25 protein-coding genes and 1 other RNA gene are annotated in these 22,909 nt (G+C 69.8%); 13 read left to right on the forward strand and 13 right to left on the reverse strand.

Annotation, left to right across the window (positions count from 1 at the left end; genetic code table 11):
* Nucleotides 1–216: 216 nt before the first annotated feature.
* Entirely contained in the window at nt 217–1,188 is a 972-nt protein-coding gene (locus I7S92_RS15300; RefSeq protein ID WP_197645918.1) for a 2-hydroxyacid dehydrogenase, read from the reverse strand.
* Nucleotides 1,189–1,304: 116 nt separating this feature from the next.
* Here I7S92_RS15300 and I7S92_RS15305 point away from each other — a divergent pair, with 116 nt between their 5' ends.
* The 3 genes from I7S92_RS15305 to I7S92_RS15315 are packed head-to-tail and all read left to right on the forward strand — an operon-like array spanning nt 1,305 to nt 4,264.
* Nucleotides 1,305–2,027, forward strand: coding sequence for a GntR family transcriptional regulator (locus tag I7S92_RS15305; protein ID WP_197645920.1), 723 nt, complete (start codon nt 1,305–1,307; stop codon nt 2,025–2,027).
* Between the two features lie 18 nt (nt 2,028–2,045).
* Entirely contained in the window at nt 2,046–2,933 is an 888-nt protein-coding gene (locus I7S92_RS15310; RefSeq protein WP_197645922.1) for a dihydrodipicolinate synthase family protein, read from the forward strand.
* Entirely contained in the window at nt 2,933–4,264 is a 1,332-nt protein-coding gene (locus tag I7S92_RS15315) for an NAD(P)/FAD-dependent oxidoreductase (RefSeq protein ID WP_197645924.1), read from the forward strand. Before I7S92_RS15310 ends, I7S92_RS15315 begins: the two co-directional genes overlap by 1 nt.
* Nucleotides 4,265–4,454: 190 nt before the next feature.
* Here I7S92_RS15315 and I7S92_RS15320 read toward each other — a convergent pair whose 3' ends face one another.
* Nucleotides 4,455–4,634 carry a MarR family transcriptional regulator gene (locus I7S92_RS15320; protein ID WP_197645926.1) on the reverse strand — a complete coding sequence of 60 codons (180 nt, stop codon included), beginning with the start codon at nt 4,632–4,634 and terminating at the stop codon, nt 4,455–4,457.
* Here I7S92_RS15320 and I7S92_RS15325 point away from each other — a divergent pair.
* Nucleotides 4,620–4,817, forward strand: coding sequence for a cupin domain-containing protein (locus I7S92_RS15325; RefSeq protein WP_197645928.1), 198 nt, complete (start codon nt 4,620–4,622; stop codon nt 4,815–4,817). The two genes, I7S92_RS15320 and I7S92_RS15325, sit on opposite strands and share 15 nt — an antisense overlap.
* A 535-nt stretch (nt 4,818–5,352) precedes the next feature.
* Here the strand turns inward: I7S92_RS15325 and ffs are convergent.
* The 3 genes from ffs to I7S92_RS15340 form a co-directional block, all read right to left on the reverse strand.
* Nucleotides 5,353–5,449, reverse strand: an RNA gene (ffs, locus tag I7S92_RS15330) — signal recognition particle sRNA small type.
* Between the two features lie 60 nt (nt 5,450–5,509).
* Entirely contained in the window at nt 5,510–6,136 is a 627-nt protein-coding gene (locus tag I7S92_RS15335) for an HAD family hydrolase (RefSeq protein WP_197645930.1), read from the reverse strand.
* A 36-nt stretch (nt 6,137–6,172) separates the two neighbouring features.
* The gene (locus I7S92_RS15340; protein WP_197645932.1) at nt 6,173–8,104 is read right to left on the reverse strand and encodes a bifunctional 2',3'-cyclic-nucleotide 2'-phosphodiesterase/3'-nucleotidase; all 1,932 of its coding nucleotides are present in this window, start codon (nt 8,102–8,104) and stop codon (nt 6,173–6,175) included.
* Between the two features lie 229 nt (nt 8,105–8,333).
* On the opposite strand from I7S92_RS15340, the gene nudC reads away from it, so the two are divergent.
* A complete protein-coding gene (gene nudC / locus I7S92_RS15345) occupies nt 8,334–9,284 on the forward strand; it encodes an NAD(+) diphosphatase (RefSeq protein WP_197645934.1) in 951 nt (316 codons plus the stop codon).
* A 36-nt stretch (nt 9,285–9,320) separates the two neighbouring features.
* On the forward strand, nt 9,321–9,806 hold the full coding sequence (locus I7S92_RS15350) for an SRPBCC family protein (RefSeq protein ID WP_197645936.1): 486 nt from the start codon (nt 9,321–9,323) through the stop codon (nt 9,804–9,806).
* Here I7S92_RS15350 and I7S92_RS15355 read toward each other — a convergent pair whose 3' ends face one another.
* Nucleotides 9,807–10,640 (reverse strand): prephenate dehydratase, encoded by an 834-nt coding sequence (locus I7S92_RS15355; protein ID WP_197645938.1) that lies wholly within the window; start codon nt 10,638–10,640, stop codon nt 9,807–9,809. It abuts the gene before it with no gap.
* 125 nt (nt 10,641–10,765) lie between these two features.
* On the opposite strand from I7S92_RS15355, the gene I7S92_RS15360 reads away from it, so the two are divergent.
* Nucleotides 10,766–11,302 carry a c-type cytochrome gene (locus I7S92_RS15360; RefSeq protein ID WP_197645940.1) on the forward strand — a complete coding sequence of 179 codons (537 nt, stop codon included), beginning with the start codon at nt 10,766–10,768 and terminating at the stop codon, nt 11,300–11,302.
* 52 nt (nt 11,303–11,354) lie between these two features.
* Here the strand turns inward: I7S92_RS15360 and I7S92_RS15365 are convergent, their stop codons facing one another.
* Nucleotides 11,355–11,528 (reverse strand): DUF1674 domain-containing protein, encoded by a 174-nt coding sequence (locus tag I7S92_RS15365; RefSeq protein WP_197645942.1) that lies wholly within the window; start codon nt 11,526–11,528, stop codon nt 11,355–11,357.
* Between the two features lie 82 nt (nt 11,529–11,610).
* Here I7S92_RS15365 and I7S92_RS15370 point away from each other — a divergent pair, with 82 nt between their 5' ends.
* Nucleotides 11,611–12,846, forward strand: coding sequence for an RsmB/NOP family class I SAM-dependent RNA methyltransferase (locus I7S92_RS15370; RefSeq protein WP_197645944.1), 1,236 nt, complete (start codon nt 11,611–11,613; stop codon nt 12,844–12,846).
* Between the two features lie 23 nt (nt 12,847–12,869).
* Here the strand turns inward: I7S92_RS15370 and ubiV are convergent, their stop codons facing one another.
* The 3 genes from ubiV to ubiT are packed head-to-tail and all read right to left on the reverse strand — an operon-like array spanning nt 12,870 to nt 15,282.
* Entirely contained in the window at nt 12,870–13,775 is a 906-nt protein-coding gene (gene ubiV, locus I7S92_RS15375) for a ubiquinone anaerobic biosynthesis protein UbiV (protein WP_197645945.1), read from the reverse strand.
* Nucleotides 13,776–13,777: 2 nt separating this feature from the next.
* The gene (gene ubiU, locus I7S92_RS15380; RefSeq protein WP_197646081.1) at nt 13,778–14,755 is read right to left on the reverse strand and encodes a ubiquinone anaerobic biosynthesis protein UbiU; all 978 of its coding nucleotides are present in this window, start codon (nt 14,753–14,755) and stop codon (nt 13,778–13,780) included.
* Nucleotides 14,755–15,282: a ubiquinone anaerobic biosynthesis accessory factor UbiT gene (gene ubiT, locus I7S92_RS15385; RefSeq protein ID WP_242070232.1), complete on the reverse strand. Its 528-nt coding sequence runs from the start codon at nt 15,280–15,282 to the stop codon at nt 14,755–14,757. Before ubiT ends, ubiU begins: the two co-directional genes overlap by 1 nt.
* Before the next feature lie 120 nt (nt 15,283–15,402).
* Here ubiT and I7S92_RS15390 point away from each other — a divergent pair, with 120 nt between their 5' ends.
* From I7S92_RS15390 to I7S92_RS15410, 5 genes are all read left to right on the forward strand, one after another.
* Nucleotides 15,403–16,887: a UbiD family decarboxylase gene (locus tag I7S92_RS15390; RefSeq protein WP_197645947.1), complete on the forward strand. Its 1,485-nt coding sequence runs from the start codon at nt 15,403–15,405 to the stop codon at nt 16,885–16,887.
* The gene (locus I7S92_RS15395; protein ID WP_197645948.1) at nt 16,884–17,465 is read left to right on the forward strand and encodes a UbiX family flavin prenyltransferase; all 582 of its coding nucleotides are present in this window, start codon (nt 16,884–16,886) and stop codon (nt 17,463–17,465) included. Before I7S92_RS15390 ends, I7S92_RS15395 begins: the two co-directional genes overlap by 4 nt.
* Entirely contained in the window at nt 17,462–18,124 is a 663-nt protein-coding gene (gene ric, locus I7S92_RS15400) for an iron-sulfur cluster repair di-iron protein (protein WP_197645949.1), read from the forward strand. Before I7S92_RS15395 ends, ric begins: the two co-directional genes overlap by 4 nt.
* A gap of 2 nt (nt 18,125–18,126) precedes the next feature.
* Nucleotides 18,127–19,257 carry an NnrS family protein gene (locus I7S92_RS15405; RefSeq protein ID WP_197645950.1) on the forward strand — a complete coding sequence of 377 codons (1,131 nt, stop codon included), beginning with the start codon at nt 18,127–18,129 and terminating at the stop codon, nt 19,255–19,257.
* A gap of 86 nt (nt 19,258–19,343) precedes the next feature.
* Complete coding sequence (locus I7S92_RS15410; protein ID WP_197645951.1) at nt 19,344–20,045, forward strand: Crp/Fnr family transcriptional regulator; 702 nt, start codon at nt 19,344–19,346, stop codon at nt 20,043–20,045.
* An 87-nt stretch (nt 20,046–20,132) separates the two neighbouring features.
* Here I7S92_RS15410 and I7S92_RS15415 read toward each other — a convergent pair whose 3' ends face one another.
* From I7S92_RS15415 to I7S92_RS15425, 3 genes are all read right to left on the reverse strand, one after another.
* Nucleotides 20,133–20,378: a cytochrome C oxidase subunit IV family protein gene (locus I7S92_RS15415; protein WP_197645953.1), complete on the reverse strand. Its 246-nt coding sequence runs from the start codon at nt 20,376–20,378 to the stop codon at nt 20,133–20,135.
* The gene (locus tag I7S92_RS15420) at nt 20,375–20,875 is read right to left on the reverse strand and encodes a cytochrome c oxidase subunit 3 (protein ID WP_197646083.1); all 501 of its coding nucleotides are present in this window, start codon (nt 20,873–20,875) and stop codon (nt 20,375–20,377) included. The genes I7S92_RS15415 and I7S92_RS15420 overlap by 4 nt, the downstream gene beginning before the upstream one ends.
* Nucleotides 20,876–20,985: 110 nt before the next feature.
* Complete coding sequence (locus tag I7S92_RS15425; protein ID WP_197645955.1) at nt 20,986–22,908, reverse strand: nitric oxide reductase activation protein NorD; 1,923 nt, start codon at nt 22,906–22,908, stop codon at nt 20,986–20,988.
* Nucleotide 22,909: the final 1 nt, after the last annotated feature.

Here is a 22,909-nt window from a genome sequence, read left to right on the forward strand (position 1 = left end):
GACGCGGTCGGGCGTGATCCTCGGGTCGCGCCCGCCTGAGATGGGGATGCATCCAGCCGGTCGGGGATGCCCGAACCTGCCACTCCCTGACCGACCTGCAAGCGGCCCACAGCGGCCATTCACTCCTTCCGCTGCAACCGGATGACTCTGACCAGAGATGCTTGCATCGCATGTCGACAGACATCGCCTTCTCAAGCCCGGAGAGGACTTACGGCATCAAGAAAAGCGGGCGTGCTGCCGTCGGTTTGGTGGCTCGACAACCACGGACCGCAGGGTGCCCCCGCCGAAATGGGCGTCGAGGTTGTCCAGAACGATCTGTGCCATGGCCGAGCGAGTTTCGACCGTGGCGCTTCCCATATGAGGCAGCAGCGTGACGTTCGGCAGGCTGGTCAGGGCAGGATCGGGATGCGGTTCGTTCCGGAAGACGTCCAGTGCGGCCGCGCCAAGGCCGCCGTCCCGGAGGGCGGCAATCAGGGCCGGTTCATCGACGACCGAGCCGCGGCTGACATTGACCAGCGTTCCCGTGGGGCCAAGGGCGCGGATCACGCGTTCGTCGATCATGCCGCGGGTTCCCTCTCCGCCTGCGACGATCACGAGCAGGATGTCCGCCCAGGCCGCGAGGTCCGTCAGGTCCGGCTGGAAGGGGACGCCGACCTCCGGTCGTTCGGTGCGGTTGAAATAGGCGGGTTCCAGACCGAAGGCGCGGGCCCGTCCGATGAGATGCTGACCGATCCGTCCCATCCCGACGATGCCAAGTCGCTTGCCGCGCAGCGACCGCTGGAGCGGAAACTCCCCCAGACGGCCCCAATCCCCGCTTTCGACATGGCGATGCGCCGCGACCAGGCTGCGCCAGCTGGCAAGCAACAGCAGCATGGCCGTATCCGCCACATCGTCCAGCAGCGCTTCGGAGGCGTTGGTCATCGCAATGCCGCGTTTGCTTAGCGCGTCCACATCGACGCTTTCATAGCCCGCGCTGGAGCAGGTGACGATCTCAAGCGCGGGCAGACGGGCGAGCAAGTCGCGCGACAATCCGGCACCGCTGTCCGTCACGACCGCGCGGATCCGGTAAAGGCCCTCTTCCGCCGCCGGACCCGCGATATCGTCCCGCCCCAGCACGGTGAAGCATTGGGCGAGGCTTTCTCTGTGGGGCGCGGAGAAGTCGTTGAGGATGAGGATGGTCGGCTTCATGGTCGTGACGTTTCCAGAAAGGCGCGTGCAGGGCAAGGCGGGTGGGGTCGGAGATTTGTGGCTTGACGGACTACCAGCTGTCTACAATAGATAGGACAAAGAAAGCGAGGCCTTTAATGCCCTCTACGAACCCCTCCGACCCGCATGCTTCGCCGGATCGCAAGGCCAGCCTCGGCGGTGCCCTGCGCCGACGCATTCTCACCATGCACCTCGCGCCTGGCGCTGTGATCGACGAGACGGAACTGGCCGAGGAGTTCGGCCTGTCCCGCCCTCCGGTGCGAGAGGCAATGCGGCAGTTGGCTGGCGAGGGGTATATCGAGCTGGAGCCGAACCGCCCCGCGCGGGTCACGCCTCTCGGCTATCGGTCGCTGCGGGACTTCTTCCTGTTTGCCCCGGTCGTCTATGTCGCCTCGACCCGGCTGGCGGCGGAACGGCGCACGGATGCCGAGGTGGCTGAACTGAAGGAGATCCAGCACCGCTTCCGCGCCGCGATCCGCGACGGTGATGTGGATGGCCGCGTGTTCGAGAACGACCGCTTCCATCTGAAGATCGGCGAGATGGCGCATAACGCCTATGTCCTGCCCAGCCTGCGGCGCTGCCTGATCGATCATGCCCGCATCGCCAAGGTCTTCTACGAGGACCAGCTTGCCGCCCGTCATCCCAAAATGGCCGAGGAGCGGGACGAGGCCGCCGCCCAGCATGACGAGATCATCGCCGCGATCGAAGCCCGCGATCCCGACCGTGCCGAGGCGCTGGTGCGCGCCCATCTCGACCTCTCGCGCCGCAACATGGCGATGTATGCCGCGCCCGAGGGCATGGCGATCCGCTTCGACAATTGATCCCCGAAAGGACCCCCGATGACCGCCTTTGCCTTTTCCGGCCTGAACCTCGCGCTGGCCACGCCCTTCGACGACGCGGGCCGCGTGGATTTCGCGCGGCTGGAGGCGAATATCGAACGCTACCTCGGGGCGGGGATCACGGGCTTCGTGCTGTCCTCGGGAACGGGGATGCATGTCTACCTCTCGCCCGACGAGGCGCAGCAGGTGATCGAACGTGGGGCAAAGGTCATCAATGGCCGGGCGCGGATCATCGCGCAGACCTCGGCCCTGATGGCCGAGGATGTGGTGATGCGGACCAAGCGGGCGCAGGATGCGGGGGCGGAGGGGGTGATGGTCCTGCCGCCCTTCTTCGAGGGGCCGACCGATGACGAGGGCGTCGTCGCCTTCTACGCCGAGGTGGCCTCGGCGGGCCTTCCGGTGATCGGCTACAACGTGCCCCATGCGGTGGGGGTGGAGATCACGCCCGACCTGTTCCGCAAGCTTGCCGCGATCCCGGGCTTTGCCTCGGTCAAGGATTCGAGCGGTGATCTGGCCGCGCAGGCGTCGCTGATGCGGACGGGGCTGCCGGTGATGAACGGAGCGGATACGCTGGTGCCCTATGCCCTGCTGGCGGGGGCCTCGGGGCTGATCTGGGGCGGGGCGAACATCGCGCCCAAGACCTGCCTTGCCGTCGTGAAGGCCGCGCAGGAGGGTCGCTGGGCCGAAGCGCGGGCGCTCTGGCGCAAGCTGGAGCCGATCATGTCGCTGATCTGGGCCGGCGACTATGTGCAGTCCGTCTATGCCGCAGCCGCCATGACCGGCCACGGCGCAGGCAACCCGCGCAAGCCGCTGCGCGCACTTCCCGCCGATCGTCTGCCCGCGATCCGCGAGGCTTTGGGCGATCTGATCGACGCAGAGAAACCCTGATGACTCGCTACACCGCCAAGGCCCTGCCGCGACAGCCGGGCGTTTCCGGCTGGGTCGCCATGCTGCCGGACCGCCGCCCGCGCCCCGCCTTGCTGGGGGCGGTGACGGCCGACGTCGCCATCATCGGCGCAGGCTTCGCGGGGCTGGCAGCCGCTCGCCGCCTGTCGCAGCTCGATCCGACCCTGCAGGTGGCCGTGCTGGAGGCGGGCATCGTGGGCGGGGGACCTGCGGGGCGCAATTCGGGCTTCATCATCGACCTTCCGCATGAGGTGTCCGCCGAAAGCCTCGGCAGCGACTCTGCCACCCATGCGCGGCGTGACATCTTCAAGAACCGGACAGCCATCGCGCTGGCTCAAGGAATGGCCGAGGAACACGGCTGGGGGCCGGAGGTGTTTTCCCTGTCGGGCCGCTATTCCATCGCGCGCGGTGCGGCGGGGGATCATCATCTTGCGGATTACGCAAAGCAGTTGGAGGGGCTGGGCGAGGCGCACCGTCTGCTGGACGCCGAGGAAACGGCGCGGCTCACCGGGACGCGGTCCTTCTCCTCGGCCCTGTTCACGCCGGGAACGGCGATGATCCAGCCTGCCGACTTCGTGCGGCGCTTCGCTGACGCGCTGCGCGATCCCGTCACGGTCTTCGAGCAATCGCCCGTCCTGTCCATCGAGAGACAGGGCAGCGGCTGGCAAGTGACAACCAAGGCCGGAACGGTTGCGGCGGGGAGGGTCGTCCTTGCCGTCAACGGCCACGCGCGAAGCTTCGGGCTGCTGCCGCGCAAGCTGATGCATGTCTTCACCTATGCCTCGCTGACGAAACCTTTCGACCCGGCCTTGCTGGGGGGCGAACGCAACTGGGCCGCCACGCCCGCCCTGCCGATGGGCACGACGATCCGCCGCCTCTCGGGCCCCGAGGGCGACCGCATCCTCGTAAGGTCGCGATACACCTACAACCCGTCCATCACGGTCAGCGACGCGGCCCTCGCCAGCGCGGGGCGGGTGCATGACCGAAAGCTCGCTTCCCGCTTTCCGGACCTTGCGGGACTGCCGATGCAATACCGATGGGCCGGCGCGATGGCGCTGACATGGAACAGCGTGCCCGTGGTGGATGAGGTGGATCAGGGCCTCTGGCTTGCCGCCGGATGCAACGGGGTCGGCGCGACCAACGCCACCGCGAACGGCATCGTGGCGGCAGAGCGCGCCTTGGGGCACCTGTCGCAACTGGGGCAGCACTACGCCGAGGCCGCGCCGGCCAGGGCGATCCCGCCGGAACCTGTCGCCACGATCGGCGGCAAGGCGGCGCTGCGGTGGAAGGAATGGCGGGCGGGGGACGAGTAACGGCTCTGCTTGAAGTCTGAGCCTCACCATCCGCTTTCCGCCCTTGGCTTCGACCACGACCACTGCGTCCCGATCGGCCCAGTGCGGCTTCGGCCCGATTGACTCAGATGTCCGATCTCCTCGGCCCAGGCAACGTGCACATCGCGCAGGCAGGTGTAGATGACCTCGCCGACCTGCCGGCCACGGGGTGTCAGGTGCACCAGACGTCGGTCACTGCCCTCGGGCGCACGGCGTTCCAGCCGAGGGTCTCGACCTGGGCGATCAGGTAATTCGTTGCCTGCGGGGTCATTTCCATCCGCCGGGCGAGGTCCGAGGGCCGCACGCCATCAGGCAGGGGGTAAGTGAAGACGGCCAGATGCGCCTCCTGCAAGTCATCGAACCCAGCCGCTCGGACCGCTTCGGCAATCTGGAGTTGAAGTTCCTGATCGACGAGTCCCACGGCGCGGGCGACCTCGTGATGTTCGAGTTCACCGTTCCACCCCGGGCCCGTGTGCCCGCCCGCATTTCCACCGTGATGTGGACGAGGTGGTCTACGGGCTCGGCGGCACGCTGACCACGACTCTGGTTCCGCGATCTCATCGAGCGGGGCGGACAACTGCGCATAGTGGTCGGTGACTACATGGATGCAGTGGCAGAGCCAGACGCAGACGCGCCGGGATGGTCAGATCGGCCGGATGATCGCCGGAACTGCACCAGGCGCACGTCCATCTCTTCGTGCGCAACGGCAAGCTCCGCAACGGCAACGGCGCACCCTTCCTCTACTGCGGTTGGCCTGTGTTCGAGAGCTGGACGGGCGAAAGGCCGATCACCGTGACCTGGCGACTGCAGGAGCCAGTCCCCGCTCAAGCGCGCAGAATACGATCTGGATGGTCTCCTCCACTTCATCGATCTCGGCGACATCGCGCTGCCAGACATCCAGCGTCCGTTCGTCTGGACGAACGCCAAGGTGCGCGACCTGTTCGACTCGATGTATCGCGGGTTCCCAGCCATCTCCAACCCCATTCTGGCGCCTGCTCTGGCACCAGAAACGGCACCAAGTCCTTGAGTGCAAGGGCATTATTCCGCATCAAAGGCTTGGGAGGTGATTGGGTGAGAGGCTGGACAACGACCCAAGCGGGGCTCGTTACGGCTGCTTCCTTCCGGACCTGACCGGGTTGGCGAGGCGCCTGCCCGCGCCAACCTCTCGAGCGCGGATATAAGTGAAAGGCGGATGCGGTGCAAGGTGGCGTGCGACCGCACGCCCCCTTAAAGCAGCCCCGCCATCCGCGCCCCGGCCAGAAGGTCGGGGGCCAGGTGATGCGCCCAGCGGCCTTGGCTTGGGACCACGTCGGGGACCTGCACCACCACGCAGCCGGCGCGGTGGGCGGCCTCGGCCCCGGTCTCGCTGTCCTCGAACACCAGGCAGCGGGCGGGATCCAGGCCGAACAGCCCCGCCGCAAGGAGATAGGGGTCCGGCGCAGGCTTCGGCGCACGCACATCGTCCAGGGTCACGACATGGGCGAAGCTCCGGGCGATCCCGGCAATGGCCAGCTTGCGATGTGCGCCCGCCCGGCTGGTGGAGGTCACGATCGCCATGGGCCGCGCCGTCCGGGCCAGAAGCTCCTCCGCCCCCGCCTTCAGTGACAGCCCCGCATCCACCCCGGCGGCAAAGCCCTCGCGCCAGTGGCGGTTGACGGCATCCAGGTCGGCCAAGGGCAGCGCGGCGCGGATGATCCGGGCGGCCGTCGGTTCATCCTTGCCGACGAGGGCGTGCATGAAGGCCTCGTCAACCGCATGGCCATGCGCGGCAAAGGCCGCCAGCCCGGTGGCCAGCGCGATGCTTTCGGTGTCGATCAGCGTGCCGTCGAGATCGAAGAATACGGCGTCATACATCCCCGCCTCCGGATTGGGCGCGGGCGGTATAACCGATCAGAGGTGCAGCCGATAGTGGGAGAAGCCCTCGCTGTCCGTGCCAAGGGCCTGGGGCCGATAGTGGGCGATGTCCGCAAGATGCCGCGCCGAACCCTCGCCAGCCGCGATGACGACCGAGGTGCCGGGCATCGGCAGGAAGCGCCAGTTCCGGACCGGGGCAGCGCCGACCTCGCCCCGGCTGCGCAGATGGTCGGCAAGCACCGACTGCACCCGCCGTCCCTGCGGCAGGACCGGCACCTGCGCGGCACCCTCGACCCGGGTCCGGTTCGCACGGTGGCTGTTGGTGACCAGGATGAAGCGGTCATCCTTTGCCACCGTGCGGCCCGCGTGGCAAAGGCCGACGATCCGCCGCACCGCGGGATCGGCCAGCCGACCCTGGGCGTCAAAGCGCGCAGGCTTGCTCAGGTCGATCGCATAGGAGAGCGCCGGGATCGCGTCGAAGAAGAAGGCCGGGCGGTGGGGGTCCAGCAGGGGCGCATCGACCGAACCCGCGGGCACTAGGCGGAAGATCGAGGCCGAGACCTCCAGCCAGTCGGCGACCTCGGCGCCGGAAAGCTCGAGGGCGGCCAGGGTGTTGGGGTAGAGGTAAAGCTCGGACAGGTTGCGCATCCGGAAGGGGCCGGGCGCAATGTCGGTGAAATTCCCCGGGCCGGCCCGCCCGCCCGAGCGGTATGGCGTGGCCGAGGCCAGCACCGGAAGCCCGTCCCAGGCCGTACCGGCAAGCGCGGCCCGGACATGGGCGGCCTTTGCCTCGGCCATCAGCTCCAGCGCGGCGCTGGGGGCGACCGTGGCGAAATGCGTGTGCAGCGGCACCCTTGTCCGGCCCAGCACCTGCCGCGACCAGGCCAGCGCGGCGCGGTGATCCGGCCCGATCGCCCGAAGAAGATGCTTCGGCGCATCCCGCCCGGCGTCCACCACATCCAGCCGCGCCGAGGCACCCTGCACCAGCCAGCGCCGCCCGCCGGTGAGAGACCTGGACAGCACGAGGTCGATCACCCCCAGGTGACTGCCGGAATGGCCCGGCATAACCGCGGGCTTGCCCGCCAGCAGCCCGCGCTCGGGGTCCACACCCGGCCCCGCCGGGACCGCCGCGCCGGGAAAAGCCAGGTGACAATGGCCGGCGATCACCGCGTCGATCTCGGGCAGGGAGGCAAGCGCGGTGGCCGCGTTCTCCATCCCGTCCAGGGGCTCGACCGGGCCGATGCCGGTATGGGCCAGCGCCACGATCACGTCGGCGCCGGCGGCCCGCAGCCGCGGCAGCCAGGCCCTTGCCGCGGCCAGGATGTCGCGCATCCGTATCCGTCCGGCCAGATGGTCGCGGTCCCAGACCTCGATCTGCGGCGGAGCGAAGCCGATCACCCCGATCCGAAGCCGATGCGGCCGTCCCTCGCGGTCCCTGACCACCCGCTTCAGCACGACATAGGGCGGAACGAAGGTGCGGTCCCGCTGCGGGCTTCGCCCCAGCCGGGTCGCGATATTGGCCGAGACGACCGGAAAGCGCGCCTGTGCCAGAGAGGCGGAAAGGAACGGCAAGCCGTAATTGAATTCGTGATTGCCCAGCGTCACCGCATCATAGCCCAGCGTGTTGAACGCCGTGATCACCGGATGCGCCCTGCGGCGTCGCGTGCTCCCCGCGACGTAATCGGCCAGGGAATTGCCCTGCAGGAAATCGCCGTTGTCGAACAGGAGCGAATTTGCCGCGCCCGCCCGCCGGGCCGCGATCTGCCGGGCGATCTCGCTTAGCCCCCGGCCGCGGATCGGGCGGTTGGTGCAGTAATCATAGGGTAGAAGCGTCGCGTGCAGGTCGCTTGTGGCGATCAGGCGCAGATCGACCCTTGCGCCGGCTTGCCGGTCTTGGGTCGCGGCGGACGGAAGCAGGTCGGCAGGGGATCGTTGCGGATCACTCGTCAAAGCGGACGCATTAAGCACTGGTTAACGACCCTTCCGGGAAACGGGGCTGCAACACCCGGCAGCACTGGTGAACAACACGCGCCATCGCACTTCACAATCTTGACGGGTCTGAAGTGGCGCGGAAGTTGTGACAAGGTTAAGGCAAATTGAAGAAATTCACGGCATGGTTGCTTTCGGGATGCAGATTCTGCCATCACAGCACGGCACCACGCCCCTTGAGGCGACAATCCGGGAGAAGGGCCAAATCATGCGGATTGCCGAAACGGTAACTTTCGGCGGCTCTGCGCTGGATCGCGCCGCCCAGCTCCGCCGCGACCCGCAGGCACTGGTCACGGCGCTGGAGCGGGGCCGCATCCTGCCGCTCTGGCGCGGCAAGCCGCTGATGCGGGGCGACCAGCCGGGCTGGCTTCCGCCCGGCCACCCGGCCCTGGCGCCGGCCGCGCCGCCGGTCTTCCTAGGGCTGGACGACGGGATCCCGCGCTTTGCCGCCGAGCTTTCGGCATGGACGCCCGCCGCCGACCAGGACAGCGTGCCGCCAGCCTTCTTCGATCCCTCCGTCCAGCATCACCCCGACCTGCCGCCGGACTGGGGCTTTGCGGAACTGCGCGGCGTGATGACGCTGCTGTCGCCCCGCGCGGCCGAACTGGTGGCCACGGCCAAGGCGCTTCTGCAATGGCACGCGAGCCACCGCTTCTGCGCCGCCTGCGGTGCGGCCTCGGATCTGGCGATGGGCGGCTGGCAGCGCACCTGCCCGGCTTGCGGCGCGCATCATTTCCCGCGCACCGATCCGGTGGTGATCATGCTGGTCACGCGCGGCAACTCGGTCCTTCTGGGCCGCGATGCCGGCTGGCCGGACGGGATGTTCTCGCTGCTGGCCGGTTTCGTCGAACCCGGCGAGACCATCGAGGCCGCCGTCCGCCGCGAGGTGCAGGAGGAGACCGGGATCCTGTGCGGGCCGGTCGGCTATCTGGCCAGCCAGCCCTGGCCCTTCCCCGCCTCGCTGATGATCGGCGCCCGCACCGAGGCGCTGAGCGAGGCCATCACCATCGACCCCGAGGAACTGGAACAGGCCTGCTGGGTCAGCCGGGAAGAGCTGGTCACCGCCCTTGCCGGGCTGAACCCGCAGATCAAACCGGCGCGGAAAGGGTCGATCGCGCATTTCATCCTGCAGAACTGGCTTGCCGACCGGCTGGATTGACCCGATCCTGCCCCCGTCCCCGATGAAGGAACCGAGATGAAACTGACCTCGAAGAGCGACCTCGAAGCGCCGCTCTCCTTTGTCTTTGCCACGCTTGCCGACCACGCGGCCTGGGAGCGCATGGCGATCCGTCAGGGTGTCCAGGTAGAGCGCCCCGCCGATGCCCCGCACAGCGGAATCGGCTCGGCCTGGCGGATTCGCGGCAGGGTCAGGGGCAAGGTGCGCCAGATGCTCCTGCGCCTGACCGAGACCGCGCCGGACAAGGCGATGGGCTACAGCCTGGACAGTCCTTCGGTCGAAGGCACGGCGCGGTTCGAGGTCCTGGCCCTCTCGCCGCGCCGCACCCGGCTGCGGGTGGTGCTCGAGGTCCGGCCCAAGACCCTGGCCGCGCGACTGTTCCTGAACACCCTGCGCCTGACCCGCCGCCGGGTCGAGGCGAAGTTCGACGCCCGCACCGCCCAGCTGGCCCAGCGCATCGCGGCAGGCTACCAGGACGGCCGCTCCCGGGCCGGGCGAATGTGATCAGCCCCGCTCGCGATCGGCCGGATAGACGCCCAGGATCTTCACTTCCGAGGTGAAATAGCGCAGTTCCTCCAGCGCCAGGGCGACGTTGGGGTCGTCCGGGTGGCCCTCGATGTCGGCGTAGAACTCGGTCGCGGTGAAGGTGCCGCCGACCATGTAGCTTTCCAGCTTGGTCATGTTTACCCCGTTGGTCGCGAAACCGCCCATCGCCTTGTAAAGCGCGGCCGGAATGTTGCGGACCCGGAAGACGAAGGTGGTGATCATCTTGCCGGTCCCGCGCCGGGTGAAATCGGGTTCGCGCGACATGACCAGGAAACGGGTGGTGTTGTTGGCATGGTCCTCGATATGGCGGGCCAGCACCTCCAGCCCGTAGATCGAGGCCGCAAGCTCGCTGGCCAGCGCGGCGCGGCTGCGGTCCCCGGCCTCGGCCACCTCGCGCGCCGCGCGGGCATTGTCGCTGCTGACCTTGCCGCGGATGCCATGCGCCTTCAGGAAACCCGCGCATTGCGGCAGGATCACCACATGGCCATGCGCCTCCTTCACATCCTCAAGCTTCGCGCCGGGGACGCCCAGAAGGTTCACATGCACGCGGACGAAGGCCTCGTCCACGATGTGCAGGCCAGAGCGCGGCAACAGGGAATGAACGTCCGCCACCCGGCCATAGGTCGAATTCTCGACCGCGAGCATGCCCAGGTCGACCTCGCCCCGCGCGACCTTGTCCACCACTTCCTCGAAGGTCGTGCTGGGGACCGGCTCGAAATCCGGGCGGGACTGCTGGCAGGCCTGGTGCGAATAGGCACCGAGTTCGCCCTGGAATGCGATGCGTCCGGCCATCGGCTTTCCTCTCCCTGCGCAAGAAATCCGCCCGTTTGGGCGCATCATGGCGCGTCTACACCTTGAAACCTGCGGGTGGAAGCGGATAGATACCGCGCGGAACGAAGACCCCGGATAGGTGAACCATGTTCGACACGATGACGATGACCAAGGCGGTGGGCGCGGTTTGCGGCTCGCTCCTTGTCCTCATGCTGGCGGGCTGGGCCGCCGACGGGCTTTACACGGTGGGCAGCACCGGCCATGGCGCCGAGGGTGAGCTGACCCAGGCCTACACGATCGACACCGGCGCCGGGGAAGCCCCGGCCGAGGGCGATGGGGCGGCGGCGGAAACCGTGGACGTGGCGGCGCTGATGGCCTCGGCCGATGCCGCGGCGGGCGAGAAGGTGTTCAAGAAGTGCGGCTCCTGCCACAAGATGGACGGCAGCAACGCCGTCGGTCCGCACCTGAACGGCGTCGTCGGGCGCAACCACGCCTCGGTGGAAGGCTTCGCCTATTCCGACGCGATGGCCGCCCATTCGTCCGAGCCCTGGACGCCCGAAGCCCTGTTCGCTTTCCTCGAGAACCCGAAGAGCGCGATGCCGGGCACCAAGATGTCCTTCGCCGGCCTGCCGAAGCCCGAGGATCGCGCCAACGTCATCGCCTATCTGGCCGCCAATCCCTGATCGGCCAAGATCCTTCTGTCAGCGGGGGCCCGTCGCGGCCCCCGTCTGCATTTCAGAAGTCGACCGCAAGGCCCTTCTTCTCCCAATCGCCGTAACGCACCGGCTCGGGCCCGTCGCGACCGCCGAGTTCGGGCGGCAGCGGGGCCTTGGCTTCGGCTGCCTTGCGGCGGGCCTCGGCCTCGGCAAGCGCGCGTTGCGCAGCGGGGGGCAGGTCGTCTTTGTCCATGGCGGTTTCCTTGCGCCGCTTCCTTGTGCGGCGGTCCTTTGCTGATATACGCGCCGGGAAGGCGACAACAAGGGGTGGGCCGATGGCCGAAGGCGTCGCGGCACGCGCCGCAGCAGCAGAGATCCTGGGCGGCATCCTCGGCGAGGGCCGGATGCTGGAGGATGTCTCGGCCCCCGACCTTTCCCCGGCCGACCGCGCCCGGGCGCTGCGCCTGGCCGCCACCGTCCTGCGGCATCTGGAGCCCGCCGACCGCGTGCTGGACCGGCATCTGCGCAAGGCCCCGCCGCTTGCCGTGCGCAATGTCCTGCGGCTGGCGGTGGTGGAGCGGGCCCTGGGCGCACCCGCGCATGGCGTGGTGAATGCCGCCGTCGAGATCATGCGCCAGCGCAAGCGCACCGCCCATTTCGCCGGGCTGGTGAACGCGGTCCTGCGCGCCCTGCCCGAGGGCGACCCGTTCCAGGGCCAGCTGCCGCAGCGCCTGCCGCGCTGGCTGCGCCAGCCGCTGGTCCATGCCCATGGCCGCGAGGTGGTGACCGCGATCGAGGCGGTGCAGGCGCAGGAGCCGCCGCTGGACCTGACCCTGCGCCCCGGCTTCCCCGCCCCCGAGGGCGAGGTCCTGCCCACCGGCAGCCTGCGCCTGCGCGGGCCGGCCCAGGTCTCGGCCCTGCCGGGCTATCAGGCGGGCGGCTGGTGGGTGCAGGACGCCGCCGCCGCCCTGCCCGCGCGGCTGCTGGCGCCGCAGGCCGGAGAGCATGTGCTGGACCTCTGCGCCGCGCCAGGGGGCAAGACGCTGCAACTCGCCGCGGCAGGGGCGGAGGTGACGGCGCTGGACATCTCGGCCCCGCGCATGGCCCGGGTCGAGGCGAACCTGAGGCGTACCGGGCTGACCGCGCGGACGATCACCGCCGACGCGCTGCACTGGCAGCCCGAGGGCGCCTTCGACGCAATCCTGCTGGATGCGCCCTGCTCGGCCAGCGGCACGATCCGGCGGCACCCGGACCTGCCCTTCGTCAAGGACGGCAGCGACCTGCCCGCGCTGGTCGCACTGCAGGCGAGGCTTCTGGATCGCGCGCTTGGCTGGCTGAGGCCGGGCGGCCGGCTGGTGTTTTCCACCTGCTCTCTCCTGCCCGAAGAGGGCGAGGACCAGATCGCCGCCGCGCTGGCGCGCAATCCCGGCCTGACGGTGGAGCGGGCCGACCTGCCCGGCGTTCCCGCCGACTGGTGGACCCCGGCCGGGGGCCTGCGCCTGCGGCCGGACTACTGGGCCGAGCGCGGCGGGATGGACGGGTTCTATCTGGCGCGGCTGCGGCTTCCGTAAGGAAGGTGGGCGAATCGCCCACCCTACGCGGGTTCCGTCGCTGCCGACCAATGCGCGCCGGAGGGGCCGGCGAGAAAGCCGTCGGACAACCGGCCACCCGGCACCATCGGGCGCAGCATCGCCTCCAGCCCGGCGCCGTCGATCCGGCCCGCCAGCCTGTCGGCATAGCCCGCGCAGATCGCCCGGAAACCCTGCGACTGCGGCGAGAGGCGCAGCGCGGCGACCCCGGCCTCCTCCAGCGCCGCGACCTGATGCGCCATGCTGGCCGTCGACTGGCTGAGCGTCTGCACCCCGTTCACCGCAAGGAAGGACTGGCCGTCCAGCGTTTCCACGTCGCGGCCGTCCGGGTCCTGATCGCAGACGAACTGGCAGCTGTCCTTGGCGCGGTCATGCAGCCGCGCATGGTAGCAGCGGCCCGAGATCGCGAGCGGCAGGCGGCCATGGCCCCAGACCTCGACCGGCACCCCTTCCTCGCGCCCCAGCCGCGCCAGCACGGCGATGGAGGCCAGGGTCAACTCTGGCGGCAGGCAGACCCGCCGCGCGCCGCGCCGGATCAGCCAGCGCAGCGTGCCTTCGTTGTAGATGTTGACCAGCGGGCCGACCCAGAACGGCTGGCCCTCGGGGACATGCGCCAGCGCGGTCAGGTCATTGACCTCGACCGGCAGGCCCAGGTCCTGCAACTCGGCCGTAAGCTTCCGCTCGCGCTTCAGGGTGATCAGCGCGAGCGAGGTGATCGCGACCTCTTTCCCCGCCTCGACCAGCGCCTCGATCGCGCCGGGGATCTCGCCCTGCCAGAACGGCAGGCGTTTCGAGCATACCAGTTCGCCCAGCACGACGCGCGACACCGGCGCGTCCGAAAGCTCGCGGTAGAAGCCGCGCACGGTCTCGGCGGGCCAGAAGAAGAAGTTCGGGCCGACGGTGAGTTCCATGGTCATCTCCAGGTCTTGGCATAGGCGCCGGCGGTGGCGGCTTGGCCCTCGGTCAGGCGGGCGAGCACGCTTTCCGGCAGGGGCAGGCCCGCCGCCTGCGCCTCGACCGCGGCGCGGAAGGCGCGGACGACCTGCGCGACATAGGCGCGGCTGCGCTGTCGCCCCTCGATCTTCAGGGCCGAGACGCCCGCCTTCGCCAGCTTCGGGATCAGGTGCGTCGCATCCAGCGAGACCGGGTCCTCGAAGATATGCCCGGTCTGCTCGCCCGAGGTGAAGCAGCCCTTGCACAAGGTCGGATAGGGGGCGGGGGCGGATTTCGGCGTGCGATGGATGGTGAACCCCCCCAGCCGCGCGGCAAGATCGCTGCCCTCCTCGGCATAGACGACGTGGCTCGCAGGAGAGCACACACCGTTCATGTTCGGCGACTGGCCGGTGGCGTAGGACGAGAGGGAACAGCGCCCCTCGGCCATGACGCAGAGGCCGCCGAAGACGAAGACTTCGGTCTCGACGTCGATCTCGCGATTGATCGCGGCGATTTCGTCGACGGTCAGCACGCGCGGCAGGACGACGCGCCTGACGCCGAAGGCGCTCGCATAAAGATTGATCGCATCCGGATTCGCCGCCGCCGCCTGCACCGAGAGATGCCGGCGCAAGCCCGGATGACGGTCGGCGGCATGGGCGAGAAGGCCGATGTCGGCCAGGATCACCGCATCCGCCCCCGCCGCCTCGGCATTGGCCAGGGCGCGGTGCCACAGGGGTTCTGCCCCGGCGCGGGGAAAGGTGTTGATCGCGACCAGCACCTTGGCGCCCCGCGCATGGGCAAAGGCGACCGCCTCGGCCAGCTCCTCGGGCGAGAAGTTCAGGCCGGGGAAGTTGCGGGCGTTGGTCTCGTCGGCAAAGCCGCAATAGACCGCATGGGCCCCGGTCTCGACCGCGGCGCGCAGCGCGGCCGGAGTGCCGGCGGGGCAGACGAGTTCCATCATGGCAAGCCTCCGATTCGGTGCAGGTGCAGTCCCGTGGCGCGCTCGGCCCCGGCAAGGACCCGGCGCAGCGGCCGGGCAAAGGGACCGGACAGCGCGGCAAGCTCCTCGGTCAGGTCCAGTTCGGCATCGTCCATCGCATTGCGCAGCGCAAGGACGGCGGCCGTATCGCCCTCGACCGTCAGATCGCGCGAGAAGAACAGGGCATCGCCATCCTCGGCCCCGTGCATCATCGCGAGGAAGGCCGAGAGCGTCCCGGCGATCCGCGCGTCATGCGCGGGCGGGCGCGCGCGCGGATGCGCGGTCATGGCCGCGTCCTGCGGCTGCAGGAGCAGCACCCAAGGCAGGTCCAGCGGGTCGATCAGGAAGCGGCGGGCGGCATGGTCGCCCAACCGGCGCAGCATCGCGGGATGGGCGTCCGAGAGGCGGCGGGTCAGGCGGCCCAGCAGCAGGTTCAGCGGCGGCAGCGGCAGGGGCCGGGCGGCAAGGCCGAGGGCACGCGGCAGGCGCGGCAGGGTGGGGGGCATCGGGCGATCCTTGGTCGGTTGCCCTGTCATAGGCGAAGGAAGCCGCGCGGTGATTGATCTTAGTCAAGTCGCCGCGTCGCGCTTCGCGGTATCCGCATCGGCCAAAGGACCCATCCCGCCATGCGCAGCCTGCCCGTCTTTTCCGATCTTCGCGCCTTCCTCGCCCATGCCGAGGCAGCCGGCGATCTGGCGCGCCTGTCGGCCCCGGTGGATCTGCGGCACGAGATGACCGCCGTCCAGCTTGCCGCCCTGCGCAAGGGCGGGCCGATCCTGCGCTTCGACGCCGCGACAAGCGAAGGCAAGCGCGCGGCGATGCCGGTCGTCGCCAACCTCTTCGGCACGCCCGCCCGGGTGGCGGCAGGCCTTGGCCTGCAGCTCGACGAGGTTCCCGCCTTCGGCGATTTCCTTGCCGCCCTGCGCAGCCCGGCCCCGGTGGAAGGCATGCGCGACGCCCTGTCGCGCTGGCCCGTCCTGCGGGCCGCGCTGCAGGGGCGCCCGAAACTCCTGCGCCATGCGGTGGCGCAAGAGCAGTCTGCACCATTGGATCTGTCCCTGGTCCCGGTGCAGACTCCCTGGCCCGGGGATGCCGGGCCACTCGTCACCTGGCCTGTCGTCGTGACCCGCCCACATGGGTCCGAGGCAGGCCAGGTGGCACGCTACAACCTGGGCGTCTACCGGGCGCAGGTGATCGGCCCCGACCGCCTGATCCTGCGCTGGCTCGCCCATCGCGGCGGTGCGGCGCATCACCGCAGCTGGCTCCGCGCGGGTGAGCCGATGCCCGTCGCCATCGCGCTGGGGGCCGATCCGGCGACGCTGCTGTCGGCCGCCCTGCCCCTGCCCGAGACCGTCTCCGAGATGGCCTTCTCCGGTGTGTTGCGCGGCGCGCGGGCCGAGATCGTGGCCGCAAAAACCGTCCCGCTCCTCGTCCCCGCCAATGCCGAGATCATCCTGGAGGGGTGGGTCCACCCCGATGAGACCGCGCCCGAGGGCCCGTTCGGCGACCACACCGGCTATTACAACTCGGTCGAACCCTTCCCGGTGATGCGCCTCTCCGCCATCACCCACCGCCGCGATCCCTTGTATCTCACCACCGTTACCGGCCGGCCGCCCGATGAACCCTCGGTCATCGGCGAGGTCTTCAACACCCTCGCCCTGCCGGTGATCCGCGCCCAGATCCCCGAGGTCACTGACCTCTGGCTCCCCCCCGCCGCCTGTTCCTACCGCATGGCGGTGATCCAGATCGACAAGCGCTATCCCGGCCAGGCGCGGCGGGTGATGCTGGCGCTCTGGGGGATGCTGGCGCAGTTCAGCTATACCAAGACCATCGTCGTCGTGGACCGCGACATCGACCCGCGCAACTGGGACGACATCGCCTGGGCCATGGCCACGCGGATGGACCCGGCGCGCGACGTGATGGTGCTGGACGGCACGCCGATGGACTATCTCGACTTCGCCTCCCCGCGCGAGGGGCTGGCCGGCAAGCTCGGGATCGACGCCACCACCAAGATCGGGGCCGAGACGACGCGGGAGTGGGGGCGCGTCATGGCCCTGGACCCCGCGCATGAGGCACGCGCGACCGAGCTTCTGCGCGGGGTCATCCGATGACGGCCCGCGTCGTCCTTGGCGTCTCGGGTGCCTCGGGCGCGGCGCTGGCGCTGGACTGCGCGCGGGTCTTGCGCGCGGCAGGCGCGGCGGTGGAGCTGGTGCTCTCCGCCATGGCCGAACGCACGCTGGCGCTGGAGATCGGTCCCGGCGCGCGGGATGAACTGGTAAGCCTCGCCGAACGCCTGCACCCGGTGATCGACCTTGGCGCGGCCATCGCCTCCGGCTCGTTCCCGGTCCACGGCATGATCGTCGCCCCCTGCTCGATGCGCAGCTTGGCCGGCATCGCCAATGGGCTGGACGATAACCTCCTGACCCGCGCCGCCTCGGTCCAGCTCAAGGAACGCCGCCCGCTGGTCCTCCTTGCGCGCGAGGCCCCGCTGACGCTCGCGCATCTGCGCAACATGACCGCCGTGACCGAGATGGGGGCCGTGGTGATGCCCCCGGTCCCGGCCTTCTACCTGCGGCCCGAGACGACGGCCCAGATCACCGCCCAGGTCGCCGCACGGGCGGTCGACCTCCTGCGCATCGCAACCCCCCAGGCGCGCGCCTGGAACCCGGACGAAGGACAACAACCATGACCGAACTCTCTCCCTCTGCCATCGTCGGCGACATCGCCGGAACCCTGCCCGGCGCCGCCGAGGTCTTCCGCCGCAACGGCATCAGCTTCTGCTGCGGCGGCACGCTGTCGCTGTCCGAGGCGGCGGCGAAGCAGGGCCTCGCCGTGGATGCCGTGCTGGACGAACTGCGCGCGCTGGCGGCCGGCGCAGGCCGCGACGCCCCGTCCGAGACCCTGCCGCTGATCGACCACATCCTCGCCCGCTACCACGAAACCCACCGGACCGAGATGGACTGGCTGATCCCGCTGGCGCAGAAGGTGGAAACCGTCCACGGCGACCATGACGAAGCCCCCCTCGGCCTGACCCAGGCGCTGATCGACCTGCAGGACGAGCTGGAAAGCCATATGGCAAAGGAAGAGCAGGTCCTGTTCCCGATGATGCGGCAGGGCGGGCATCCGATGATCGTCCACCCGATCGGCGCGATGCGGCACGAGCATGACCATGCCGCCGAGCTGCTGGCCCGGGTCGAGCATGTGACCAACGGACTGAACCTGCCCGAGGGGGCCTGCCGCTCCTGGACCGCGCTTTATACCGGGCTGGCCAAGTTTTCCGAGGATCTGGTGACGCATATGCACCTGGAAAACACCGTCCTCTTCCCGCGCTTCGAGGCTGCTGCCTGACGGTGGCCGGGCTCTGGCGCGCGCCGCACCTGCCGCTGTTCCTGCTGGCGGCGGTCTGGGCGGCGCTGGTGCCGCTGGTCTGGCTTTCGCCCTGGGCCTGCGATCCCCTGGCCTGGCACCGGCAAGAGCTGGTGCTGGGCTTCGCGGGCGCGGCGATGGGGGGCTATCTCCTCTCGGCTCTGCCGCACTGGCTGAAACAGGCGGGCGGAGCGGGCAGCGTTTCCCCCCGCGCCACGGTGTTTCTGGTGCTGGCATGGCTTGCCGGACGGCTGGCGGGCGGGGCCTGCCTGCCGGACGGGCTGGCGCTGGCCGGGCAGGCGCTTTACCCCGTCGGCCTGGCGCTTTGCCTCGCGGTTCCGGTGGGTCGCACGGGGGCATGGTCCCGCTTGCCGATCGCGCTGGCCCCGCTCGGCCTCCTTCTCGTCGCCTTCCGCCTGCGGCTTGACGGCGACGGGCTGACCGCCGTCCTCGTCATGGCCCTTCTCGTCGCGCTGGTCGGGGGGCGGATCGTACCGGCCTTCCTCGCCGCCCGCGCCGGGTCCCGCGCCTCGCGCCCGCCGCTGCCGCGCGGGGGGCGGCTGGCGGATCTGGTCACGGCCCTCGCGCTGGCGCTGCACCTTGGCGGCGCGCCCGAGGTCTGGACCGGCGTCACCCTCCTGACGGCCGCGCCGGCCCAGGCCCTGCGGATGCTGCGCTGGCCCCTGGCCCCGGCCCTGCGCCCCCGGCAGGGCGACCTCCTCCTCCTGCTGGCGGCCTGGCTCTGGCTGCCGCTGGGCCTCGCCCTGGTCGGCGCGGCGCTTGCCGGCCTCTCGCCCCTGCCCGTCCCCGCCGCCCTGCACGCCCTGACGATGGGGCTGATGGGCGGCATGATCCTTGCGGTCATGGCCCGATCCTGGATGATCCGCGCGCCGGGACGGCTGCAGGTCGGGCGGGTCACGGCGGCGGCTTTCCTTCTGGTGCAGCTTGCCGCCGCCCTTCGGCTTGCCCTGGCTGATCCCCTGCTCCCGCTGCTGGCCTGGAGCGCGGGCTGGGCCCTCGCCATCCTGGAGAGCGCCCGCGCCATCCGCCGCCCGGTGCCGCATCCGGTGCTCAGCGCGCGGCGCAGCCTTACGGGCACGGCCCCGCCTTCCTGATCCCCCGCGACAGCAAAGCGGCTTTCGCTGCGGCGCCAGATGGTCCAAAGAGGCGATCAGGGAATTCCGGTAATGGGCGGCTGCTGATGAAATCCGAACACATTGCCCTCGCGCGGCGGTCGCTGCTTCTGGCGGCGGCTCCGGAATCCGTGGCCAGGGCCGTGCTGGAAACCGCCCGCTTGCGGAACTTCGCGCGGGGCGAGACCATCTTCCTGCAGGGCGAGCGGGCCAGCGCGATCTATATCGTCGCGGACGGCTGGGTGAAGCTCTACCGGATCGCGCCCTCGGGGGCCGAGGCAGTGGTGGGGGTCTTCACCAAGGGCGCGAGCTTCGGCGAGGCGGTGGCCTTCCGGCACGACACCTACCCGGTCGCGGCCGAGGCGGTGACCGACACCAGCCTGATCCGGATCGAGGCCGACGCATTCCTGCGCCAGATCCGCGAGAATCCCGAGGTGGCGATCTCGATCCTGTCGGCAACCTATGCCCACCTGCACAACCTCGTGGCCCAGGTCGAGGCCCTGAAGGCGCAGACCGGGGCGCAGCGGGTGGCGGAATTCCTGCTGGAGCTGGCCCCCTGCGCGGAAGGGGCCTGCGAGGTGACGCTGCCCTATGACAAGGTCCTGATCGCGGGCCGCCTGGGAATGAAGCCGGAGAGCCTGAGCCGGGCCTTCGCGCGACTGAAGGAACAGGGGGTGACGATCCGGCAGAACCTGGCCTCGATCGAGGATGTGGCGGCGCTGCGGGACTATGTCGAGGAAGACCCGGCGCGGGCCTGGTCGAAGGGTTGAGGGTGGAGGGCTGTCCACGCGTGGACAATCTGGCGCGTCCCGCCTTTTCAATGGGTTATGCGCGGGCATTTACCGGGCGTTAACACCTCAGGCCGCAAGCGCGAGCCCGGCGAAGGTCAGCATCAGGAACGCGAGGCCGAGGTCGAAGCCGCGCAGCCAGGCGGGTGCGACGGCAAGGCCGAGATAGTCGCGCAGGATCACATGCGCCTTCAGTCCCGCAAGCAGCAACACCGGCAGCACCAGCGCCGCGCCGCCAAGACCCGAGGCCGCGAAGGCGGTGGAGGCGGCGGAGAGGACGATGAGCAGCGCCCAGGCTTTGGTCACGCGGCTCATAGCAGGTAGACCACGGGAAAGAGAAGGACCCAGACCAGGTCCACCATGTGCCAGAAGGCCGCCCCGGTCTCGACCGCCTTCGGGGTGCCAAGCCAGCCCACGACGGCCAGAAGCACCATCCCCGCCAGCACATGCGCGGCGTGGAATCCGGTCAAGAGGAAGCTGAAGGTGTAGAAGGCGTGGGTCTCGGTACCGATCCCCTGCGCGAAGAGGTCGGCATATTCGCTGCCCTTCAGGACCAGGAACACCGCGCCAAGGAGGATCGCCGGGACCAGCAGCAGGCGCAGGCGGCGGGTCTGCCCGGCCTCGGCCGCGCGGGTCGCGAGGGCGGCCAGCCAGCCGGAGGTCACGAGGACGATGGTGTTGGCGGCCGCGCCGGTACGGTGCAGATGGGCCTGCGCCTCGGCAAAGCCCTGCGGATCGGTCAGGCGGACCGAGAGGAAGGCCAGGAGGCCGGCGCCGAAGACGGCGATCTCGGAGAGAATCAGCACCCACATCAGAAGCTCGCCGGGGAGCTGGCCGGGCGGGTGCTCGTCGTGCGACTTCGTCTCCTCCTCGCGGGTGGGGACGGTCTGCGACGAGGCAGGAAGTGACCGAGGAGCGTCGCTCATCCGGTCACCAACTGCCGGTAGATCTGCGGCAGCGCCTGGGTCAGTTTCTCGGGATGCGGGATCAGGGCGAAGGCCCCCTGCCCGAAGAGACGCGGGAACCACGACTTGCCGTCGCGGTCCACGGTGATCCCGAAGACGGCGTGACCGGCGCGGCGGGCCTCCTGGACGGCCATGCGGCTGTCCTCGATGCCATGGCGGCCTTCGTAATGGTCAAGGTCGTTGGGCTTGCCGTCGGTGATGACCAGCAGGAGCCGCCGCTTGCGCGATTCCCTGGTCAGAAGCGCGGAGGTATGCCGGATCGCGGCGCCAAGGCGGGTGTAATGGCCCGGCTTCAGCGCGGCGATGCGGCTTTCGACCGCCTCGGCCATCGGTTCGGCGAAGCCCTTCACCTCTTGCACGAAGACTCGGTTGCGCTTCAGCGAGGAGAAGGCGTGGATCGCGAAACTGTCGCCGCAGGCGTGAAGGCCCCAGGACAGGGCGGCCAGCGCCTCGCGCTCGATGTCGATCACGCTGCGCCCGTCGTGACCATGGCCGGGGATCGCACTTTCGGTCGAGCGCGAGACGTCGAGCAGGATCGAGACCGCGAGGTCGCGGCGTTCGGGGCGGGTCTGGCGCCAGATCCGGTCGGTGCTTTCCCCGGTCGAGAGCAGGTCGACGCGGGCGCGGACCGCGCGTTCGGTGTCCAGCACATCGCCGTCCGGGTGGCCGGGAGTCGAGACGAGGCTGGGGCGCAGGGCCTCGAACTGGCGGCGGACGGCGCGGATGCGGGCGGCGGCGCGGGGATCGGCGCGGAAGGCGGGCACCGTCTCGCTGGCCTCGGCGCGGGAATGCAGGACGCAGGCGTGGCTGGCCAGGTAACCGTTCGTGCGCACGTCCCATTCGGGATAGGTGAAGCGGCCGGAAATCTGTTCGCGGTCCACATCCTCGGGCGCGAGGTCGAGATGGAGTTTCAGCCGCGTGGCCGGGGCCTTGGAGACCTGGGCGAGGCCGATCTCGTCCTGATCGTCGGCGGCCTTCCGGGCGGTATCCTCGTCGTCATCCTCCACCCGGCGGTTGAGGTTGAGGAACTCGGTCATCGACAGGATCGCCTCGAACTTGTGCAGGATGAAGCTGTCGTTGCGGTCGGCCTGGTCGGCCTTGCGGCGGCGGGCCTTGCGGGCGGTCTTTTCCTCGGCCACCTCTTCGGGTGAGCCTTCGGTCTGGCGGTTCTCGACCGCGGTGGCCTCGGAGCGCGACAGGGTGCGCAAGTCGGGCCAGAGCGTCACCGGGCGGAAGGAGCGATAGCCGCGCGGGGCCTTCGCGGGCAGCGGCAGCAGGTCGATGGTCTCGCCCAGGGCGGCGCGGACCCGGGCCTCGACCGCGGCCTCGACCGGGGGAAGCGGCGCGGTGCGGCGGAAGAGGAGCGTCGCCGCGCAGAGGTCGGCGTGCAGCCTGGCAAAACCGGGCGCGAGGCGCAGGGCTTCGGCGGTCATCGCCTTCGCCGTTTCGATCGCGGCGAGGTCGGCCTGCAGCGGGTCGGAGATCGCGGCCGGGGTCTGGTCCTTCAGCGCCACGGCGGCGGCGGCGAGCCAGAGGTAGAGCGCGGCATTGGCCTCGGGCGCGGGGAAGGCGGCGAGCGATTCGGGCAGGCGCAGGGTGGCGCCGTCGAAGCTGGCGCGGGGTGCGGTCTCGGCCCAGGTGCCGAGGCGGCGCAGGAAGGAGAGCCGGTGGTGCGAGGTTTCCTCGGCCACCGGCTTGATTTCCACGGCGGCGTCGCCGCCAAGGCCGTGGAACAGGACTGCCAACCGTCCGCCTACCTGTGAGAGCAGGACACGGGCTCCATCGTGGACGGGATCAGCGTCCAGACGGCTGGCAAAGGCGTGCCACAGTTTCCCGACGGATTCCTCGGGTTCCCATGGCTCGAAGTCGATCCGTGACATT

This window comes from Tabrizicola soli (genome assembly GCF_015999335.1).
GTDB lineage: Bacteria > Pseudomonadota > Alphaproteobacteria > Rhodobacterales > Rhodobacteraceae > Tabrizicola > Tabrizicola soli.